The organism is Nocardia sp. NPDC055029, from assembly GCF_053608525.1.
On sequence record NZ_JBSGVQ010000006.1, the window covers coordinates 185,445 to 203,894 of the forward strand.

Consider the following 18,450-nt stretch of genomic DNA (forward strand, 5'->3'; position numbering starts at 1 on the left):
CAGCTCGACCCCCAGGGGCGCATCACCCACCCGGTGATGCGCCCCTGTCGTCGTTCCCAGCCCGAAATCGCGTTGCCCGGCGCCGGGGCGGCATGCTGGAATCGCAGCATGGGGGAAACTGACGGCACCGTCGGAATCAGACGGCTGGAGCCCGACGAGTGGGCGGTATTCCGCGAGGTGCGATTGCGCGCGCTGCGCGACGCGCCGGCGGTGTTCGGCCAGACCATCGAGCAGGCGCTGGCACGGACCGCGCAGGACTGGCGGGACGTGCTGCGAGCGCGGGCGCAGTTCGCGGCGACGGCAGGCACCGAGACGGTGGGCACGGTGGGGGTGATCACCGATGCGGCGAGCGCCCACCTGATCTCGATGTGGGTGGATCCGCGTGTCCGCGGCCGCGGTATCTCGGATCTGCTGATCGACGCGGCAGTGAGCTGGGCGGCGGAGTGGGGCTGTGCGACGGTGCGCCTTGACGTGGCCGAGGGCAATACCGCCGCCGAGAAGCTGTACCGGCGGCACGGATTCGTGCCTACGGGACGGCGCGGGCCGGTCGAGCCGGGCGACCCCCGAATGGAATTCGAGATGCGCCTGCTGCTCTGAATCCGGTCGGAGTGATGCGGCAGCGATGGTGCGGAGGGCGGCGGGCGACTCATGGAAGGCGGGGCGTAGCCAGCGGTCGGCAGCAGCGTATTGCGTTCCAGCAGTGGCACATCGAGCGTTTCGCACAGCCGCAGTACCGCACAGTAGGCTCGTCACAGCGAGAAGAGGAGACCACGATGACCACAGACGCTGATGCGGCCGCCGTGCGGCAGCTGCTGGCAGCCCAGTCCGCCGCCTGGGCTGCCGGTGACGGCACCGCGTTCGCCGCCACCTTCACCGAGGATGCCGATTTCGTCTCCGTGATCGGCGAGTTCATCCAGGGCCGTGCGGAATTGGCGACGGTCATGCAGGAAGGCTTCGACGGCTTCATGCACGGCACCCGGCTCTCGGATCCGGAGCGCACGACCGTGCGATTTCCGGTCGCCGACCTGGCTGTCCTCGTCACCTACGGAGTGAGTGTCCTGCGCGCGGACCCGCTGGCGCCGCGGACCCCGACGGTGCAGATCCGCACGGCCGTGCGCACCGGTGGCCGCTGGTTGTTCACCTCGTTCCAGAACACCCGCATCGCACCGCAGTAGCGCTCAGCCCGGCACGTGAACGCCGCCCGCCGGGGAACCGAGGCCGCGTTCGTGCATGAGCAGCAGGCCGTAGGCCGCCACCGCGTGTGGGTCGATGATCTCCCCGCGCAGAATCATCGCCTCGAGCTGTGCGCGGGAGAACCAGGCCATGCGCATGTCCTGCTCCTCGGGTTCGCGCTGCGGCTCCCCGGGAGTAAGGCCGGTGGCGAGGAAGCAGTGGCCGCGCTGGCTGCTCGAGGCGGGCGCCGAGGCCATGGTGCCGAGCAACGTCATCCGGTCGGCCCGCAGCCCGGTTTCCTCACGCAACTCGTTGTGCGCCAACTCGACCGGGGTCGGGGCAGTGCCCTGCGGCGGAGTGCCGGCGGGGAACTCCCAGCACCGCGTCCCCAGCGGATACCGGTACTGCTCGACCAGATGGAAACCCTCCCCGTCGAACGGGACGACCATCGCCCAGTCGGCCTTGTCGACCACGGCGTAGATCCCGACGGATCCGTCGGAGCGGCGAATGGTGTCCTCCCGCAGCCGCATCCACGGATTGGTATAGATCGTGCGCGAGCTGAGCTGTTCCATGACATCCATGGTGCCCCACCGGTCACGGGCGCAGGACGGACACCAGGAAGTCGGTCTGATCGCGCACGACCTGCTCGAACACGTCGTCGAAGTACACGTCGAAGTGGCCGACCGGGTACTGCTTGACTACCGCGTGCTTGGTGCGCTCGGCGGCCTTGCGGGTCGGGGCGGGCGGCGCGATCGAATCGTTCTCGGCGATCGCGTAGAACACCGGCACCTTCAGCGCCTTCGCCCGTCGGCCGGGCCGATCGAACAGGGCCGAGAAGGCTACCCGCGCACCGACTTTCGGCTGGTAGGTCGCGCTCTCCTCGGCCAGCCTGCCGAACCCCTCCGGCACGTCGGGCGCGCTCATCAGCGCCGCGGCGCGCTTGCGACCGGCCAGCCGGATCCGCACCGGCTTGCGCCGGATCGGGCCGAACAGCAGGTCGGCACCCGCGATGGTGACGACCTTGGTGATGCTGATCGGTCCCTTCGCCATCGCCGAGGCCCACCCGCTGGTGAACGGCACCTGCGCGACCACCGCGGCGAGGTAGTCGTCGTCGGGCGCGACGGAGAGCACATGCCCGCCGCCGAACGAGGTGCCCCACAACGCGATCCGGGTCGCGTCGAACCCACGGATACTGCGCCCGTAGGCGATTGCGGCCTTCCAGTCCTGCCGCTGGCGGGCGATGTTGAGCACCTGGCGTGGGTCACCCTCGCTGTCCCCGAAATGCCGGTAGTCGAACGCCAGCACCCCCATTCCCGCCGCGACGAACCGCCGCGCATACCGATCCAACCCCATTTCGCGGGTTGCCCCCAGCCCGTGTCCCATGATCACCAGCGGGCGCGGCCGGGGCGCACCGTCGGGTAGGTAGAGCCAGGCAGCGCACTGCTGGTCACCCGAGGGGAAACTGACGTCGACACGTTCCATGGCTCGTAACCGTACCGAGTACTCTGTACGAGCGGACGAGTCGGCCGGGCGACCGCGGCGACGAGAACGGGTGCGATGGCGCCGCTGCTCGCTGCCGAGGAAAGTCCGGACTCCACAGAGCAGGGCGGTTGCTAACGGCAACCCGGGGTGACCCGCGGGACAGTGCCACAGAAAACAGACCGCCGCACACACGTGCGGTAAGGGTGAAACGGTGCGGTAAGAGCGCACCAGCGCCCCGGGTGACCGGGGCGGCTCGGTAAACCCCGCCCGGAGCAAGGTCGAAGGTCGCACCTCGCGGTGCGGCTGCGCAGGTGTTCGAGGGCTGCTCGCCCGAGCCTGCGGGTGGACCGCTCGAGGCACCCGGCAACGGTGTGTCCAGATGGATGGTCGCCCCCCGGTGCGAACCGGGGACAGGATCCGGCTTACAGGCCGGCTCGTCCGCCTCCGACGAACGACGAGGCGGCGGTCCCGAGAGGGAACCGCCGCCGCGTCGAGCCGGGAATACCGGTCAGCACATCAGCTTGGCCATCTGGAAGATCGCCTGCGCCTCCTCGGTGGTCGCGGCCGTCGCGCCGTTCTTGGAGCTCTGCACGATCGAGGCGACGACGTCGGACTCCGGCTTGCCCGCCTTGATCTCGCCGCAGGTCTGGGTCAGCACACCGCTGACCGCGGCGTCGTTGCGGCCCTCGGCCAGCTTCGGGAACGCGTTGCGGTAGCTCACCACGAACATGCCCGCCTTGCCCGAGTCGACCTGCGCGGTCGGGGCGGCGGACGAGGAGGAGGCGGCAGTGGAGGACGAGTCGTCGCTGCAGCCGGCCAGAAGCAGGGCGAAGACGGTGGCGCTGGCCGCGATGGCGGCGGAAGTTCTACTCACGGAGCGGGATGCTAGCGCCCCAGAAAACAAGTCGCCTGCCGTGTGGTTAACGGGAGGAAACACCGCCACGGCGAATATGCGCGGGAACTCGCCGGGAACGTGAGCGAGGTCATAGAGTGATCGCCGTCGGCAGGGCCCGAGCCACCGGTTGCGGGCCCATCACATTCGATCGCGGAAGCAGGTCACATTTACATGCGGGTAGTTCGTTCCATTGTCGCCGGTGCACTGATCGCCGGAGCCGCTGCGGTATTCACCTCGCTGGGTGCCGGATCGGCGAGCGCGGTCGCGGTGACCCCGCTGTCGGGTGGGGTCCAGGTCGACCTCAGCCCGGCCGATACCGCCTGGGTCCACCAGACCCGGTTCGGCCTGACCGTCGCCGGTCTGCCGCACCCCTCGGCGGCCTCGTTCGGCCAGGCGCTCGCAGCGGCGGCGGCGGTGTCGTCGTCGGTTCCCAACGGCCGGGTCACGTTCACCGTGTACGGCCCGTTCGATCAGCTCAACGGCACCATGCTGGCACTGCAGTAGTCAGTCGCTAACCTGCCAGGATGGAACTCCATCAGCGGATCGTCTCGGCGCCGGTCGACTTCGGCGCCATCCGTTCCGAGTTCGGGCTGGCCTCGGACTATCCTGCCGAGGCCGTCTCGGAGGCCCGCGACGCGGTCGACGCGTTCGCGGGTACCAGGGTCGACCGGACCGAGATCGAGTTCGTCACCATCGACCCGCCCAGCGCCATGGATCTGGACCAGGCGCTGCACATCGCACGCACCCCCACCGGCTTCACCCTGCATTACGCGATCGCCGATCTCGGCGCCGTGATCGTGCCGGGCGGTGCGCTCGCGCGCGAATCCGAAGCGCGCGGCCAGACCTTCTACCTGCCCGACGGCAACATTCCCCTGCACCCGACGGTGCTGTCCGAGGGCACCGCCAGCCTGCTTCCCGGTGTCGACCGCCCCGCCGCGCTGTGGACCATCGAACTGGACGACAAGGCCGTCCCGCAGGGCTTCTCGGTGACGCGCGCACTGGTGCGCTCCCGGCAGCGATTCGACTACGCGCAGGTGCAGGCGGCCGCCGACGCCGGGACGCTGCATCCGTCCCTGATCGCGCTGCCCGAGTTCGGGCGGCTACGGATCGAAGCGGGACTCGATCAGGGCGCGATCTCGCTGCGCCTGCCCGCCCAGGACGTGGTGCGCCACGGTGACAACTGGCGGCTCGAGCTGGAACCGCGGACCGCCGCGGACGACTGGAACGAACAGGTCTCGCTGCTCACCGGCATGTGCGCGGCCCGGATCATGCTGGAGCACAAGGGAACCCCGATGGGCCTGCTGCGCACCATGCCACCGCCACCGGAGAGCGCCATCGAGTCCATGCGCCGCACCGCGGCCGCCCTCGGTGTCTCCTGGCCCGCCGACGTGCCCGTCGGCCGACTGCTGGCAGGCCTCGACGCGAACACCCCCGCAGGCCTGGTCCTGATGTCGGAGGCGACGAGCCTGCTGCGCGGCGCCGGCTACACGATGCTCGGCGACCTCGACCAGCCGACCGGGGACCAGCTGACCCACAGCGCCATCGGCGCGCCCTACGCCCACGTGACGGCCCCGCTGCGCCGCCTCGCCGACCGATTCACCACCGAGATCTGCCTGGCCCACTGCGCCGGTACCGACGTGCCGCAGTGGGTGGTCGACGGACTCGGCCCCGCGGCCGAAACCCTGCGCCGCACCGACTCTGTCGCCAACAAGGTGGACAGGGCGTGCGTCGACCTGACCGAGGCGACCGTCCTGGCACCCCGGATCGGCGCCGAGTTCTCCGCCCTCGTCCTGCGCGAGGCCAACGGCAGCAGACCCGCCGAGATCTTCGTCGCCGACCCCCCGATCCTCGGCCGATGCGAGGGACAGCCGCCGGAAGGCGAACATGTCTCCGTGCGCCTCGCGGCGGCCGACGTCGCGACCCGGACGATCGCCTTCGAATACAACGGCCACGCTGCGCACTGACGGCCGCGGGCTCCACCGTGACCACCCAGGGCAACTCACAGGGCCTCTAGGGCCGCCAGTCACCCGCGCAGGCGCAGGACCGCGAGCACTCTGCGGTGATGGGTGTCGGAGGGCGGCAGGTCGAGCTTGGTGAAGATGTTGCCGATGTGCTTCTCGACCGCGCGCTCGGTGACGGTGATGGCCGCGGCGATCGCGCTGTTCGTCAGGCCCTGGGCCATGAGCTCGAGCACCTCACGTTCGCGGGGAGTGAGCCGGGCCAGCGAGTCCTGCTGCCGGGACGCGCCCATCAGCTGCTTGACCACCTCCGGGTCGAGCGCGGTACCGCCGGTCGCGACCCGGTGCAGCGCGTCGACGAAATCGGCGACATCGGCAACCCGATCCTTGAGCAGGTAGCCGACCCCACCGGCGCCCGCGGCGAGAAGTTCTGTCGCGTACCGGGTTTCGATCCACTGGGAGAAGACCAGCACGCCGATGCCCGGGTACGCCCTGCGCAGTTCGATCGCGGCCAGCAGTCCCTCGTCGGTGAACGTGGGCGGCATCCGCACGTCCACCACCGCGACGTCGGGCCGCTGGGTGCCGACCACCTCGCTCAACGACAGGGCGTCACCGACCATCGCCACCACCTCGTGTCCGCGTTCGGTCAGCAGTCCGGCCAGACCGTCCCGCAGGATGGCGCTGTCCTCGGCGATCACCACCCGCAGCGACCGGGGCGCGCTCACTGCGGACCCGCCATCGGCAACACCATGGTCACCACGGTAGGCCCGCCCGTAGGACTGTCGACGGTGAGTGTGCCGTCGACGGACTCGGCGCGGGCGGCAAGACCGGCCAGCCCGCTGCCACCCGCCGTACCGGCGCCGGAAGGGCGCGCGCCACCGATTCCGTTGTCGCGCACGGTGATCGCCAGGGAGCGCGGGCCCTCGGGCGATACCGTGACGGTAATCTCCGTCGCCCGTGCGTGTTTGACCACATTGGTGAGCAGCTCGGCGACCGAGAAATAGGCGATCGCCTCGATCGCTGGGCTCGGCCGCCGCGGCAGATGGACGCGCAGCTCGACCGGCACCGCACAGCGGGCGGTGAGCGTCTCCAGAGCGGGACCGAGACCGAGTTCGAGCGCGGGCGGGTGGATGCCGCGGACCAGTTCGCGCAGCTCGGTCAGCGCCTCCTTGGCGCCCGCGCGGGCCTCGGCGACGAGATCGCCGGGGTCACCGCCTGCGGCCAGGCGTTCCTCGGCCCTGCCGAGGGCCATCGCGATGGTGACCAGGCGCGCCTGCGTGCCGTCGTGCAGGTCGCGCTCGACCCGGCGCAGCGTCGCGGCGGCGTCGTCGACCGCGGCGCGCCTGCTGGCCCGCAGCTCGGCCAGCTGCCGGTCTCGCGGTGTCGCCGCCAGCAGGTGGGTGATCAGCATCCCGTGCACCCAGCAGACGCCCCGGATCAGCCACGGCAGCGCGAAACACAGCGCGATGCCGATGCCGGACATGGCCAGCGCGCGGGGCCAGGTGTCGACATAGAACGAACCGAACTGCACGAGGCTGTGCCGCTCGACCCCGCTCTCGTCCACCTGGACCGGATCGAACAGCAGCCACGGAATCGGGGAGATCGCCGTGAAGGCGACCATCGCGGTCACGACGAGGACGATATAGCCGACCACCACACCGAGCACGGACTGGGCGAGCAGGAACAGTGCGGCACGCCAGCTCACCCGATCGGTGAACGCGCTCTTCAAGAATCCGATCAGGCCCGGTCCACGGACGAAGGCCGGTGGCGCCTCGACCCGGATGCCGAGCAGCGCCCCGCCGAGCGACCGGTAGATCCGCCCCCACACCCGGCCGCCGAGCAGGATCACCGCCAGCAGCGGGATGCCGACGAGGAAGATCGACGCGTACAGCCCGCCGCCGAAACCGAAGAACAGGTAGCACACGGCCACGCAGCCGAGGACGAACGACAGGATCAGGTAGCCGAGCTCCTTCCAGGCCCTGAGCCGGAAGGGTGCCCGCGCCACAGCGGCGAGCACCCCGCCGCGGTGGCCCTGGTCCGCCGGTGGGCCGTCGATCACCTCGGTCTGCTCGCCGGGACTGCCGATGATCACGGTCGGCTCGGCTGGTGTGTGCGTCATGACTCCCATGGTTGTCGCGGCGCCCCGCGTTCTCGATGGAGCTGGCCACCGGGTCGACGGTGTAGCCAGCCACACCTCACACGGCAGTGCCTGCGTCGCTCAACCGGTGACCGAGACGAAGGCGGCGGTGGCGGGGTAGCGGGCCAGGGATCGACCCGCGGCGGCTTCCTCGGTGTCGGCGAGGAGTTCGTAGAGGGTGGCGGTGGAGCCGTGGGAGCCGGCGGCGGCCACGAGGATGGCTTCGCGGGATTCGACGGCGTCGCGGTGGTCGCCGAGGACCGATTGGAGGCGTTTGGCGCGAGTGCCGAGGTCGGCGGCGCCGGTTCCGAGGACCTCGTGTGCCGCCTCGCAGGCATAGCGTAAACGCTTGGCGCCCTTGCGGATATCGTGCAGGATTTCGACTCGCTCGGCCGGTGCGGCGGTCGGTTCGGCGAAGACGAGTTTGCGCAGGCGCTTGCGGTCGTGGCGCACGATCTTGTCGAAGACGTGGTGGGCCTTGTCGTGTGCCAGGTCGGCGGCCAGCGGTGGATCGGTCCGCCAGGCTCGCAGCACCTCGGCCAGGTGGCGGTAGCGCATGCCGTCGAGTTCGGTGAGCACGATCGCGTGCGCGTCGGTGTAGGCGTCTCGTGCGGCGCCGACCAGAGCCTCGGTCACCACGGCGGGGACGTTGTCATGCCCGGCGAGCAGATCCTGGAACCGCGCGGCGCGCACCTCCGCGTCACGCGCGACGCCGAGCAGATCGGCCAGCCACTTCAGTTCGGTCACGGTCGCGGCGGCCTGATGCTGGTCGAACAGGTCGCGATAGGAGCGAAGGACGCTGCGCAGCCTGCGCGTGGCCACCCGCATCTGGTGCACCGAGTCGTCGGCGTCGGCGCGCACGTCGGGTTCGGCGGCCAGCAGCCGGTCGATGTCCTCGCCGAGCGCCGCGACAACGGCTTTTCCGGCCTTGCGCGCCATGATCTCAGCCTATCTTCCCGAACGCATCGGTCGCCTCGACCAGGTGATGCGTGATGCCGGGTTCGTGGGCGGTGTGCCCGGCGTCCTCGACGATGTGCAGCGTGGAGCCCGGCCAGGCCCGGTGTAGTTCCCAGGCGCTCACCGCGGGACACACGATGTCGTGGCGGCCCTGCACGATCACGCCGGGGATGTGCGCGATCCGATCGAGGTCACGCAGCAACTGTCCCTCGTCGAGGAATCCGCCGTGCCGGAAATAGTGGTTCTCGATCCGGGCGAAGGCCAGCGCGAAGCGCGCCTCGCCGGTCTCGGCGATCCGATCCGGTTGCGGCAGCAGCGAACTCGTCGCGCCTTCCCACGTCGACCACGCGACGGCGGCATCGAGGGCCACCTGTGGATCGGGGGAGTGCAGCAGCCGGTGATACACCTCGACCAGGTCGTCGTCGCGCTCCTCGACGGGGACCGGGGCCAGGAATTTCGCCCACTCGGCCGGGTACACGTTGCCCGCGGCGCCGTTGTAGTACCAGTCGATCTCCTTGCGCCGCAACAGGAAGATCCCGCGCAGCACCAGCTCGGTCACCCGCTCGGGCTGGGCCTGGGCGTAGGCGAGGCCGAGGGTGGACCCCCACGAACCGCCGAACACCTGCCAGCGTTCGATCCCGAGGTGCGCGCGCAGCAGTTCCATGTCGGCGATCAGGTGCGGGGTGGTGTTGACATCCAGGCTCGCGCCGTCGGCGATGTGCGGCACCGACTGCCCGCATCCGCGCTGATCGAACAGCACGATCCGGTACACCGCGGGGTCGAAGAATCGCCGTTGCAGCGGACTGGTGCCACCGCCGGGCCCGCCGTGCACGAACACCACCGGCTTGCCGTCGGGGTTGCCGCTGACCTCCCAGTACACCGACTGCCCGTCACCGACGTCGAGCAGACCTTTGTCGAACGGCTCGATCGCCGGGTACAGACCGCGCATCAGAACACCGATCCCGCAGCGAGATTCGACAGGGTGAACGCGCCCGCGCGCACGGGACGGGCCTTCCAACGGCGATGCGGCATCGATACCCCTACTCGTGTCGACTATGTCGCCATCGAGTCTGCCACTTCGCCGGATCGGTCGCCGGTGGCTTGCGAACTGCCCGGTGATCGAGATACCGCTCGATCACCGGGCACGATCTCAGAAGCTGTGTTCCGGCCCGGGGAACACGCCCCGGCGGACCTCGTCGGCGTACGCGGCTGCGGCCGAACGCAGCTCGTCGCCGACATTGCCGAAGCGCTTGACGAACTTGGCGGTCTTACCACTGGTGTAACCGGCCATGTCCTGCCAGACCAGCACCTGCGCGTCGCAGTCGGCGCCGGCACCGATGCCGACGGTCGGGATGGTCAGCTTGTGGGTGACCTGGCCTGCCAGCTCGGCGGGCACCATCTCCATGACGACGGAGAACGCGCCGGCTTCCTGCACGGCGATCGCGTCGGCGATGAGCTGCTCGGCGCCGTCACCGCGGCCCTGTACCCGGAACCCGCCGAGGGTGTTGACGCTCTGCGGGGTGAAACCGATGTGCGCCATCACCGGGATACCCGCCGCGGTGATCACCGCGATCTGCTCGGCGACGCGTTCGCCGCCCTCGAGCTTGACCGCGTGCGCGCCGCCCTCCTTCATGAACCGGGTGGCGGTCGCCAGCGCCTGCTGCGGCGAGGACTCGTAGGTGCCGAAGGGCAGGTCGGCGACGACCAGCGCGTGCGGCGCACCACGGACGACGCCGCGCACCAGGGGGATCAGTTCGTCGACGGTGATCGGCACGGTGGTGTCGTAGCCGTACACGACGTTGGCGGCGGAATCGCCGACCAGCAGGACCGGAATGCCCGCTTCCTCGAAGAGGCGCGCGGAGGAATAGTCGTAGGCCGTCAGCATCGACCAGCGCTCGCCCTCGGCCTTCATCTGCTGTAGATGCTGGACGCGGGTCTTGCGGCGGGGCTGCTTGGTCGGGGTGGCTTCGGCTGCGGGAGCGGCACCGTAGGCAGGGGTCTGCTCATCGGATACGGACATCATCGTCCCTTTCGTCTGGTTCCTCGAGGCCCGTACCGGGTCCCCGGGTTTTTCTGACGAATCCAGTGTGCCACCTCGGGCCGAGCCGCTTTAAGGGCCTGTCCCGGTGTGATCGGTCACAGCGGTGGTTGGGCTACCGTGAAAGCGAGCCCGTTCGGGCGCATCGAGTTGTGCGCCGTGTGGCGCGGAAAGGTGGGCCCACCGTGCAGCGTGGCAGGTTTGTCGTGCTCGTCGGCGCTGCGTGCGCGCTGATCGTCTCCGGATGCACCAGCGCCGAGACGAGCGCGCCCCGCGCCGAGCTGCCGCCTCCGCCCGACGGTCTGGCCCAGTTCTACGAGCAGCCCCTGGAGTGGGGTTCGTGCGAGGGCTTCGGCAGTCCGGAGGACCGGCTGCCGCCCAAGACCGAATGCGCGCGGATCACCGTGCCCGTCGACTACGCCCGCCCGGACGGCCCGACCGCCCAGATCGCGATGTCGCGGATTCCGGCCACCGGTGACAAGCTCGGCTCGCTGCTGATGAACCCCGGTGGTCCCGGCGTCTCCGGGCTGTCGATGGTCACCGTCGGCAACCGCACCGAACTGGCCGACCGATTCGACCGGGTCGGCTTCGATCCGCGCGGCGTCGGGTCCTCGCTGCCCTCGATCGTGTGCCTGACCCCGCAGCAGGCCGACGCCGAACGCGCGGAGCCGCCGACCGACAACAGCCCGGCGGGCATCGCCGAAGCCGAGGCCGACAACCGTGAGTACGCCGACCGCTGTGTCGAGCGCAGCGGTACCGAGTTGCTCACCCATGTCGGCACCCGCGAGGTCGTCCAGGACATGGACGTGATGCGCGCGGTGCTCGGCGATCCGAAGCTGAGCTACCTCGGCTACTCCTACGGCACCCGGCTCGGCTCGGCCTACGCCGAGAAGTTCCCGCAGAACGTGCGCGCGCTCGTGCTCGACGGCGCGGTGGACTCCTCCCAGGACCCGGTGCAGGAATCGCTGCGCCAGGCCGCGGGCTTCCAGGGCGTGTTCGATGCCTACGCCGCCGAGTGCGCGCAGAACGCCGACTGCCCGCTCGGCACCGATCCGGCCCAGTCGGTGGCCCGGTTCCGCGCACTGGTCGCCCCGCTGGAGACCACGCCCGCCGCGACGACCGACCCGCGCGGGCTCAGCTACGGCGACGCGATCACCGGCGTCCAGCAGGCCCTCTACAGCGACGACCTGTGGAACATCCTCACCCAGGGCCTGACCGAACTGCGCGACGGAAACGGCGACACGTTGTTGCAGCTGGCCGACATGTACGACGGCCGCCGCGAGGACGGCACCTACGCCAACATCCAGGACGCCTTCAACGCCATCCGCTGCGTCGACGATCCCCGGATCACCGATCCCGCGGTCGTCGCCCGCCAGGACGCCGAGTACCGCAAGGCCGCGCCCTTCCTCGACGACGGCAAGGGCACCGGCGCCGCCCCGCTCGAACTCTGCGCCTCCTGGCCGGTGCCCAACACCAGCACACCCCACCGGGTGTCGGCGCAGGGCCTGCCGACGACGGTCGTCGTCTCCACCACCGACGACCCCGCGACGCCGTACCAGGCCGGTGTCGACCTGGCCGCCCAGCTGGGCGCCGAGCTGATCACCTTCCGCGGTAACCGGCACACCGCCGCCTTGGTCGCGGGCGACCGCTGCGTCGACGACGCGGTGATCGACTACCTGGTCGACCTCGCCGCGCCCGGTGCCGGACTCACCTGCTGACCGATACCGCGGCGCACCGCGCGCCGTCAGTCCGGGTGAGATGTGCGAAGGATGTGACGAGATAGCACAACACGACCGCGTATGTAACACGGATTTAACGCCGGGTGCTTACGCTCGCCGGTATGGATCGCCAGAAGGAATTCGTGCTGCGGACGCTCGAAGAGCGGGACATCCGCTTCGTCCGTCTCTGGTTCACCGACGTGCTGGGCTACCTGAAGTCCGTCGCCATCGCGCCCGCCGAGCTCGAGGGCGCCTTCGAGGAGGGCATCGGCTTCGACGGTTCGGCCATCGAAGGCTTCGCGCGCGTGTCCGAGGCGGACATGGTCGCGCGGCCGGATCCGTCGACCTTCCAGGTGCTGCCCTGGGCCACCTCCAAGGGCCACCAGCACTCCGCCCGCATGTTCTGCGACATCACCATGCCCGACGGTTCGCCGTCGTGGGCCGACCCGCGCCACGTGCTGCGCCGTCAGCTCAACAAGGCCGCCGACGTCGGCTTCAGCTGCTACGTGCACCCCGAGATCGAGTTCTTCCTGCTGGAGAACGGCCTGAAGAACGGCGAGCCGGTGCCCGCCGACAACGGCGGCTTCTTCGACCAGGCCGTGCACGACTCGGCCCCCAACTTCCGCCGCCACGCCATCGACGCGCTCGAGTCGATGGGCATCTCGGTGGAGTTCAGCCACCACGAGGGCGCCCCCGGCCAGCAGGAGATCGACCTGCGCTACGCCGACGCGCTGTCGATGGCCGACAACGTGATGACCTTCCGCTACCTCATCAAGGAGGTCGCGATCGACGAGGGCGTGCGCGCCACGTTCATGCCCAAGCCGTTCGCCCAGTACCCCGGCTCGGCCATGCACACCCACATGAGCCTGTTCGAAGGCGAGTCCAACGCCTTCGCCGACGCCGACGACCCGGAGAACCTGTCCTCGACGGCGCGCTCGTTCATCGCGGGCATCCTCGAGCACGCCCCCGAGATCAGCGCCATCAGCAACCAGTGGGTGAACTCCTACAAGCGCCTCATCCACGGCGGCGAGGCGCCGACGGCGGCCTCCTGGGGCCGGTCCAACCGCTCGGCGCTGGTGCGCGTGCCGATGTACACGCCGAACAAGTCCTCGTCGCGGCGCGTCGAGATCCGCAGCCCAGATTCGGCCTGCAACCCGTATCTGACCTTCGCGGTGCTGCTCGCCGCCGGTCTGCGCGGCATCGAGAAGGGCTACACGCTGCCGCCCGAGGCCGAGGACGACGTGTGGTCGCTGACCGACGCCGAGCGTCGCGCCATGGGCTTCCGCTCGCTGCCGGGCACCCTCGACGAGGCGCTGCAGGCGATGGAGCGCTCGGAGCTGGTCGCCGAGACGCTCGGTGAGCACGTCTTCGACTTCTTCCTGCGCAACAAGCGCCGCGAATGGGCCGATTACCGCAGCCAGGTGACGCCGTGGGAGCTCAAGGAATACCTCAGCCTGTGACACACGTCCGGCGCGCCGGGCGTGACGCAGTCGATGCCGGGACCCTGTACTTTTAGGACATGGTCCGGCCACCGACTGTCCGCTCCGCTGTTCCCGGCGTCGGCAGGCTCGGCTTGCTCGAGCCCACCGCGGCGGATTCCCTGCACCAGCTCGGCTGGGACAACGTCGACGGCGTGCCCGTGCTGTGGGCGCTGTCGCGTTCCCCCGATGCCGACCTGGCGCTGTCGACCCTCGTGCGGCTGTGCGAGTCGCTCGGAAACGACTGGGCCGAACTGGATTCGGCGATCCGCTCGGACACCACACTGCGCGGCAGGCTGTTCGGGCTGCTCGGCTCCTCGACCGCGTTCGGCGACCATCTCGTCGCGGCGCCCGCCGCGTGGAAGATCCTGCGCGAGAATCGGATTCCCGACCGCGACGACCTGATCGCCGACCTGCTCGACGCGGTCGACGCGAAACCCGAGACCGGGCCCAACGCCGGGCCGATGCTGTTCCGGGCCGGTATCGCCGGGCCGGAGGCGATCGCGTTGCTGCGCAGCAGGTATCGCGATCAGCTGATGCTGCTGGCCGCGGTCGATCTGGCCTCCACCGTCGAGAACGAGCCGGTGCCGCCGTATCAGGTGGTCGGCAGGCATCTGTCGGATCTGGCCGACGCCGCGCTCACCGCCGCGCTGTCGGTCGCGGTCGCGCGGGTGTGCAAGAACGGCCCGGTGCCGGTGCGCCTCGCGGTGATCGCGATGGGCAAATGCGGTGCGCGCGAACTGAACTACGTCAGCGACGTCGACGTGGTGTTCGTCGCCGAACCGGCCGACGCCACCGCGACCCGGCTGGCCGCGGAGATGATGAGCGTCGCCAGCTCGGCCTTCTTCGAGGTCGACGCGGCGCTGCGTCCCGAGGGCAAGGCGGGCGCGCTGGTGCGCACGCTCGACTCCCACCTGGCCTACTACAAGCGCTGGGCCCGCACCTGGGAATTCCAGGCGCTGCTGAAGAACCGGCCGATGACCGGCGATCTGGAGCTCGGGCAGCAGTACCGCGACGCGCTGATGCCGATGGTGTGGACCGCCTCGGAACGTCCCGACTTCGTCGCCGACGTGCAGGCGATGCGCCGCCGGGTGGAAGACCTGGTCCCCGCCGACCTGCGCGAGCGCGAACTCAAACTCGGCGCGGGCAGCCTGCGCGATGTCGAATTCGCCGTGCAGCTGCTGCAATTGGTGCATGGGCGGGTCGACGACTCGCTGCACGCCACCAATACCGTCGAGGCGCTCACCGCGCTGGCGGCGGGCGGCTACGTCGGCCGCGACGACGCCGCCAATCTCACCGCCTCCTACGAATTCCTGCGCCTGCTCGAGCACCGCCTGCAGTTGCAGCGGCTCAAGCGCACCCACACCCTGCCCGCCGCCGACGACGAGGAGGGCATGCGCTGGCTGGCCCGCGCCGCCCACATCCGCCCGGACGGCCGCCAGGACGCGGTCGGCGTGCTCGAGACCGACATCCGCCGCAATTCCCTGCGGGTGCGGCGCCTGCACGCCAAGCTGTTCTACCGCCCGCTGCTCGAGGCGGTCGCCCGGCTCGACTCCGACGCGCTGCGGCTGAGCCCCGATGCCGCCGTCCGCCAGCTCGCCGCTCTCGGTTACGGCGCCCCCGCCAATGCGCTCGGGCACCTCAAGGCGCTCACCGGTGGTGTCTCCCGCAAGGGCCGCATCCAGGCACTGCTGCTGCCGACTCTGCTCGAATGGCTCGGTGACACACCGAATCCCGACGCGGGCCTGCTCGCCTACCGCCGGGTGTCCGAGGGCCTCGACGACCAGATCTGGTTCCTGCGCGAACTGCGCGACGAAGGGGCCATCGCCCAGCGCCTGATGATCGTGCTCGGTTCCTCGGAGTACCTGCCAGACCTGCTGATCAACGCCCCCGAGACGATTCGCATGTACGCCGACGGACCGGGCGGCCCGCAGCTGCTCGGCCCGCAACCGGAGGACGTGGCCCGCGGCATCCAGACTGCGGCGGCCCGCTACGACGACCCGAATCGCGCTGTCGCGGCGGCCCGTTCGCTGCGCAGGCACGAGCTGGCCCGCGTCGCCTCGGCCGATCTGCTCGGCATGCTCGACGTGCCGCAGGTGTGCGCCGCGCTGTCCTCGGTGTGGGTGGCGGTGCTCGAGGCCTCGCTCAGCGCGGTCATCCGGGCGTCGGAGGCCGAGCGCGGCGCGCCCGCGCCCGCCGACTTCGCGGTGATCGGCATGGGCAGGCTCGGCGGCATGGAGCTCGGCTACGGCTCCGACGCCGATGTGCTGTTCGTCTGCGACCCGCGTCCCGGCGAGGACGAGACCACGGCCGTGAAGTGGGCCGTCGGCATCGCCGAGAAGGTGCAGCGGCTGCTTGGCGCGCCGAGCACCGATCCGCCGCTGCAGGTCGACGCCGGATTGCGGCCGGAGGGCCGCAACGGCGCCCTCGTCCGCACCCTGGCGGCCTATCAGGCCTACTACGACCAATGGGCCCAGCCGTGGGAGGTGCAGGCGCTGCTGCGCGCGCACCAGGTGGCGGGCGATCAGGACCTCGGCGTGCGGTTCCTGCACGTCATCGACCCGATCCGGTACCCGGCGGGTGGGGTGTCGGCCGATGCGGTCCGCGAGATCCGCCGCATCAAGGCCCGCGTCGACGCCGAGCGGCTGCCGCGCGGCGCCAACCCCGCCACGCACACCAAGCTGGGTCGCGGCGGCCTGGCCGACATCGAATGGACCGTGCAGCTGCTGCAGTTGCGCCACGCCCACGAGGTGCCGGCCCTGCACAACACCTCGACGCTGCAATCGCTCGACGTCATCGAGGCCGAGGGCATCCTCGAGCCCGAAGACGTTGCGCTGCTGCGTGAATCGTGGATCACCGCCACCGCGGCCCGCAACGCGCTTGTCCTCGTCAAGGGCAAGCCGACCGATCAGCTCCCCGGCCCGGGCCGTCTACTATCGGCGGTCGCGCGGGTGGCGGGCTGGCCCACCGACGACGGCAGCGAGTTCCTCGACAATTACATGCGCATCACCCGTCGCGCGAAAGCGGTGGTGGAGCGGGTCTTCGGGGGATGAGGGCATGAGAAAGGCCCCACACCAAGGGTGCGGGGCCTTTCTAGCTCACGCTGAAATCAGATGGCGCGGACGTCCTGGGCCTGCGGGCCCTTCTGGCCCTGGCCGACCTCGAACTCCACCCGCTGACCCTCTTCGAGGGACTTGAAGCCCGAGCCGCCGATGGCGGAGTAATGCACGAAGACGTCGGGGCCGCCTCCGTCTTGGGCGATGAAGCCGAAGCCCTTCTCGCCGTTGAACCACTTAACAGTGCCTTGAGTCATGGTGTTTAAAAGTCTTTTCCGTAGATGAGCCATGGCGATCTCTGTGATCAGCCCAGTCTCAGCAACCTAGTATGCCATACTCATCGACAAACTGCGCGCGCGGCTTGATCACACCGTGATCTGGGCGGAGTCTGCGGCGACACACGGCGTGTCGGAGCCGGGGATCGCGGTTGTGCGCGCCGAGGTCACATCTCGTCGCGCGGTATGCCAATCTGGGCGACATGGGTGAGACGAACGATGAGCGCTCCGGACACGTCGACCTGGCCTTGCGGGTGCTCGACGCGCATGTCGCATTCACCAAGGACCAGCTGCTGCAGCCCGCGGGTTTTCGCGAGCTCGTCGTCGACGAGGTGGACGGCCTGCTCGCCGAGGCGCAGGAGCTGACGCTGGCCGAGGCCGTCACGCGTGACCAGATCAAGGACGTCGCGCACAAGTACGCGGTGCAGATCCCGGTCGAGGGCGCGATCCCCGAACTGGTCGGCGAGATCGCCGCCCGGCTGTACAACCACCGCGCCCAGGACGAGATCCCGGTCGGCGATGTCGTGGACAACCGTCGCTTCGACGAGCTGGTCTCGGCCGTGGCCGACATGGAGGTCGCACACCGGCTGGTGCGGCTCGTGCTCAACAGCCCGGTCACCGTCGACGCCTGCGTCGAAGCCGTGCAGCGCGCTGTCGTCACCGCGGTCGACGAGGGCAGGCACGCCGACGGCGGCGGGCTGGCGCAATCGCTGCGCGGCGCGCTCGCCCGGCTGGCCGAACCCGCGCTGCCCGCGATCGAGAACGGCGTCGGCCGCCTCACCCGCACCGGTGCGCGATTCGTGTTGCGCGGCAACCGCAACGACGCCGACGACGTCCTGCTCGACGCCGCCCGCGAGACCTGGCGCAAGCACACCGGCGACGCGGTCGGCTCCTTCCGCGACCTGGTCTCGGCCAACGACGTGGAAGACGCCGTCGTCCTCACCTTCGAGTTCTGGCGCACCTTCCGCGACACCGACTACTTCCACGCGCTGCTGGACGAGGGCATCGATCACGTCTTCGACAAGTACGGCGACACCCCACTGGCCGAACTGCTCGCCGAGCTCGGCATCGGGCGCGCGGACATGATCGAGGAGGCCTTGCGTTTCGGCCCCTCGGTGCTCGGAACGCTCGACGAGCGTGGCTATCTCGACACCGTGGTCCGGCGCAGGCTGGCGCCGTTCTACGCCTCCGACGCGTTCCGTGCCGCGGTGACGGATACGCGCTAGCGGAAGCATCCACCCGCGAGTCCTGTTCGGCCGCTGGCGCGTCGGTGTTTGTCGGTA

At 70.0% G+C, this 18,450-nt stretch carries 17 protein-coding genes and 1 other RNA gene; 9 read left to right on the forward strand and 9 right to left on the reverse strand.

Annotated features, from left to right (window positions below):
- The first annotated feature begins 108 nt into the window (after positions 1-108).
- Positions 109-597, forward strand: coding sequence for a GNAT family N-acetyltransferase (locus tag ACWF9G_RS08390; RefSeq protein ID WP_452514548.1), 489 nt, complete (start codon positions 109-111; stop codon positions 595-597).
- Positions 598-773: 176 nt separating this feature from the next.
- Complete coding sequence (locus ACWF9G_RS08395) at positions 774-1,175, forward strand: SgcJ/EcaC family oxidoreductase (RefSeq protein ID WP_452514549.1); 402 nt, start codon at positions 774-776, stop codon at positions 1,173-1,175.
- Between the two features lie 3 nt (positions 1,176-1,178).
- Here ACWF9G_RS08395 and ACWF9G_RS08400 read toward each other — a convergent pair whose 3' ends face one another.
- Together ACWF9G_RS08400 and ACWF9G_RS08405 are read right to left on the reverse strand one after the other, a co-directional pair.
- Complete coding sequence (locus tag ACWF9G_RS08400; protein WP_452514550.1) at positions 1,179-1,754, reverse strand: NUDIX domain-containing protein; 576 nt, start codon at positions 1,752-1,754, stop codon at positions 1,179-1,181.
- Between the two features lie 13 nt (positions 1,755-1,767).
- Positions 1,768-2,655, reverse strand: a complete 888-nt coding sequence (locus ACWF9G_RS08405) for an alpha/beta hydrolase (protein WP_452514551.1) — start codon at positions 2,653-2,655, stop codon at positions 1,768-1,770.
- 36 nt (positions 2,656-2,691) lie between these two features.
- Between ACWF9G_RS08405 and rnpB the strand changes: the two genes are divergently transcribed.
- Positions 2,692-3,096, forward strand: an RNA gene (gene rnpB / locus ACWF9G_RS08410) — RNase P RNA component class A.
- Positions 3,097-3,163: 67 nt separating this feature from the next.
- Here the strand turns inward: rnpB and ACWF9G_RS08415 are convergent.
- On the reverse strand, positions 3,164-3,529 hold the full coding sequence (locus ACWF9G_RS08415) for a hypothetical protein (RefSeq protein WP_452514552.1): 366 nt from the start codon (positions 3,527-3,529) through the stop codon (positions 3,164-3,166).
- A 192-nt stretch (positions 3,530-3,721) separates the two neighbouring features.
- Here ACWF9G_RS08415 and ACWF9G_RS08420 point away from each other — a divergent pair, with 192 nt between their 5' ends.
- Together ACWF9G_RS08420 and ACWF9G_RS08425 are read left to right on the forward strand one after the other, a co-directional pair.
- Positions 3,722-4,054, forward strand: a complete 333-nt coding sequence (locus ACWF9G_RS08420; protein ID WP_379308680.1) for a hypothetical protein — start codon at positions 3,722-3,724, stop codon at positions 4,052-4,054.
- A 20-nt stretch (positions 4,055-4,074) separates the two neighbouring features.
- Positions 4,075-5,514, forward strand: coding sequence for an RNB domain-containing ribonuclease (locus ACWF9G_RS08425; RefSeq protein WP_452514553.1), 1,440 nt, complete (start codon positions 4,075-4,077; stop codon positions 5,512-5,514).
- Between the two features lie 59 nt (positions 5,515-5,573).
- Here the strand turns inward: ACWF9G_RS08425 and ACWF9G_RS08430 are convergent, their stop codons facing one another.
- The 5 genes from ACWF9G_RS08430 to panB all read right to left on the reverse strand — a co-directional run bounded on the left by ACWF9G_RS08430 (position 5,574) and on the right by panB (position 10,622).
- Positions 5,574-6,233, reverse strand: coding sequence for a LuxR C-terminal-related transcriptional regulator (locus tag ACWF9G_RS08430; protein WP_452514554.1), 660 nt, complete (start codon positions 6,231-6,233; stop codon positions 5,574-5,576).
- The gene (locus ACWF9G_RS08435; RefSeq protein WP_452514555.1) at positions 6,230-7,627 is read right to left on the reverse strand and encodes a sensor histidine kinase; all 1,398 of its coding nucleotides are present in this window, start codon (positions 7,625-7,627) and stop codon (positions 6,230-6,232) included. The genes ACWF9G_RS08430 and ACWF9G_RS08435 overlap by 4 nt, the downstream gene beginning before the upstream one ends.
- A 99-nt stretch (positions 7,628-7,726) precedes the next feature.
- Positions 7,727-8,584, reverse strand: a complete 858-nt coding sequence (locus ACWF9G_RS08440) for a CHAD domain-containing protein (RefSeq protein ID WP_379308683.1) — start codon at positions 8,582-8,584, stop codon at positions 7,727-7,729.
- Between the two features lie 4 nt (positions 8,585-8,588).
- A complete protein-coding gene (pip, locus tag ACWF9G_RS08445; RefSeq protein WP_452514556.1) occupies positions 8,589-9,551 on the reverse strand; it encodes a prolyl aminopeptidase in 963 nt (320 codons plus the stop codon).
- A 201-nt stretch (positions 9,552-9,752) separates the two neighbouring features.
- Positions 9,753-10,622, reverse strand: a complete 870-nt coding sequence (panB, locus tag ACWF9G_RS08450) for a 3-methyl-2-oxobutanoate hydroxymethyltransferase (protein WP_379308685.1) — start codon at positions 10,620-10,622, stop codon at positions 9,753-9,755.
- Between the two features lie 203 nt (positions 10,623-10,825).
- Between panB and ACWF9G_RS08455 the strand changes: the two genes are divergently transcribed.
- From ACWF9G_RS08455 to ACWF9G_RS08465, 3 genes are all read left to right on the forward strand, one after another.
- Positions 10,826-12,358 (forward strand): alpha/beta hydrolase, encoded by a 1,533-nt coding sequence (locus ACWF9G_RS08455; protein ID WP_452514557.1) that lies wholly within the window; start codon positions 10,826-10,828, stop codon positions 12,356-12,358.
- A 122-nt stretch (positions 12,359-12,480) separates the two neighbouring features.
- Positions 12,481-13,818, forward strand: a complete 1,338-nt coding sequence (locus ACWF9G_RS08460) for a glutamine synthetase family protein (RefSeq protein ID WP_379308687.1) — start codon at positions 12,481-12,483, stop codon at positions 13,816-13,818.
- A 59-nt stretch (positions 13,819-13,877) separates the two neighbouring features.
- Positions 13,878-16,889 carry a bifunctional [glutamine synthetase] adenylyltransferase/[glutamine synthetase]-adenylyl-L-tyrosine phosphorylase gene (locus ACWF9G_RS08465; protein ID WP_452514558.1) on the forward strand — a complete coding sequence of 1,004 codons (3,012 nt, stop codon included), beginning with the start codon at positions 13,878-13,880 and terminating at the stop codon, positions 16,887-16,889.
- A gap of 56 nt (positions 16,890-16,945) precedes the next feature.
- Here ACWF9G_RS08465 and ACWF9G_RS08470 read toward each other — a convergent pair whose 3' ends face one another.
- Entirely contained in the window at positions 16,946-17,149 is a 204-nt protein-coding gene (locus ACWF9G_RS08470; RefSeq protein WP_056821080.1) for a cold-shock protein, read from the reverse strand.
- Between the two features lie 221 nt (positions 17,150-17,370).
- Between ACWF9G_RS08470 and ACWF9G_RS08475 the strand changes: the two genes are divergently transcribed.
- The gene (locus tag ACWF9G_RS08475) at positions 17,371-18,393 is read left to right on the forward strand and encodes a hypothetical protein (RefSeq protein ID WP_452514559.1); all 1,023 of its coding nucleotides are present in this window, start codon (positions 17,371-17,373) and stop codon (positions 18,391-18,393) included.
- Positions 18,394-18,450 lie beyond the last annotated feature (57 nt).

Bases quoted from the DNA above. Each gene is read 5' to 3' on its own strand.
- ACWF9G_RS08460 (WP_379308687.1), top strand. From the start codon at position 12,481: ATGGATCGCCAGAAGGAATTCGTGCTGCGGACGCTCGAAGAGCGGGAC.
- panB (WP_379308685.1), bottom strand. From the start codon at position 10,622: ATGTCCGTATCCGATGAGCAGACCCCTGCCTACGGTGCCGCTCCCGCA.
- ACWF9G_RS08400 (WP_452514550.1), bottom strand. From the start codon at position 1,754: ATGGATGTCATGGAACAGCTCAGCTCGCGCACGATCTATACCAATCCG.
- ACWF9G_RS08465 (WP_452514558.1), top strand. From the start codon at position 13,878: ATGGTCCGGCCACCGACTGTCCGCTCCGCTGTTCCCGGCGTCGGCAGG.
- ACWF9G_RS08395 (WP_452514549.1), top strand. From the start codon at position 774: ATGACCACAGACGCTGATGCGGCCGCCGTGCGGCAGCTGCTGGCAGCC.
- ACWF9G_RS08405 (WP_452514551.1), bottom strand. From the start codon at position 2,655: ATGGAACGTGTCGACGTCAGTTTCCCCTCGGGTGACCAGCAGTGCGCT.
- ACWF9G_RS08425 (WP_452514553.1), top strand. From the start codon at position 4,075: ATGGAACTCCATCAGCGGATCGTCTCGGCGCCGGTCGACTTCGGCGCC.
- ACWF9G_RS08440 (WP_379308683.1), bottom strand. From the start codon at position 8,584: ATGGCGCGCAAGGCCGGAAAAGCCGTTGTCGCGGCGCTCGGCGAGGAC.
- ACWF9G_RS08390 (WP_452514548.1), top strand. From the start codon at position 109: ATGGGGGAAACTGACGGCACCGTCGGAATCAGACGGCTGGAGCCCGAC.
- ACWF9G_RS08475 (WP_452514559.1), top strand. From the start codon at position 17,371: ATGGGTGAGACGAACGATGAGCGCTCCGGACACGTCGACCTGGCCTTG.
- ACWF9G_RS08435 (WP_452514555.1), bottom strand. From the start codon at position 7,627: ATGACGCACACACCAGCCGAGCCGACCGTGATCATCGGCAGTCCCGGC.
- ACWF9G_RS08420 (WP_379308680.1), top strand. From the start codon at position 3,722: ATGCGGGTAGTTCGTTCCATTGTCGCCGGTGCACTGATCGCCGGAGCC.
- ACWF9G_RS08470 (WP_056821080.1), bottom strand. From the start codon at position 17,149: ATGACTCAAGGCACTGTTAAGTGGTTCAACGGCGAGAAGGGCTTCGGC.
- pip (WP_452514556.1), bottom strand. From the start codon at position 9,551: ATGCGCGGTCTGTACCCGGCGATCGAGCCGTTCGACAAAGGTCTGCTC.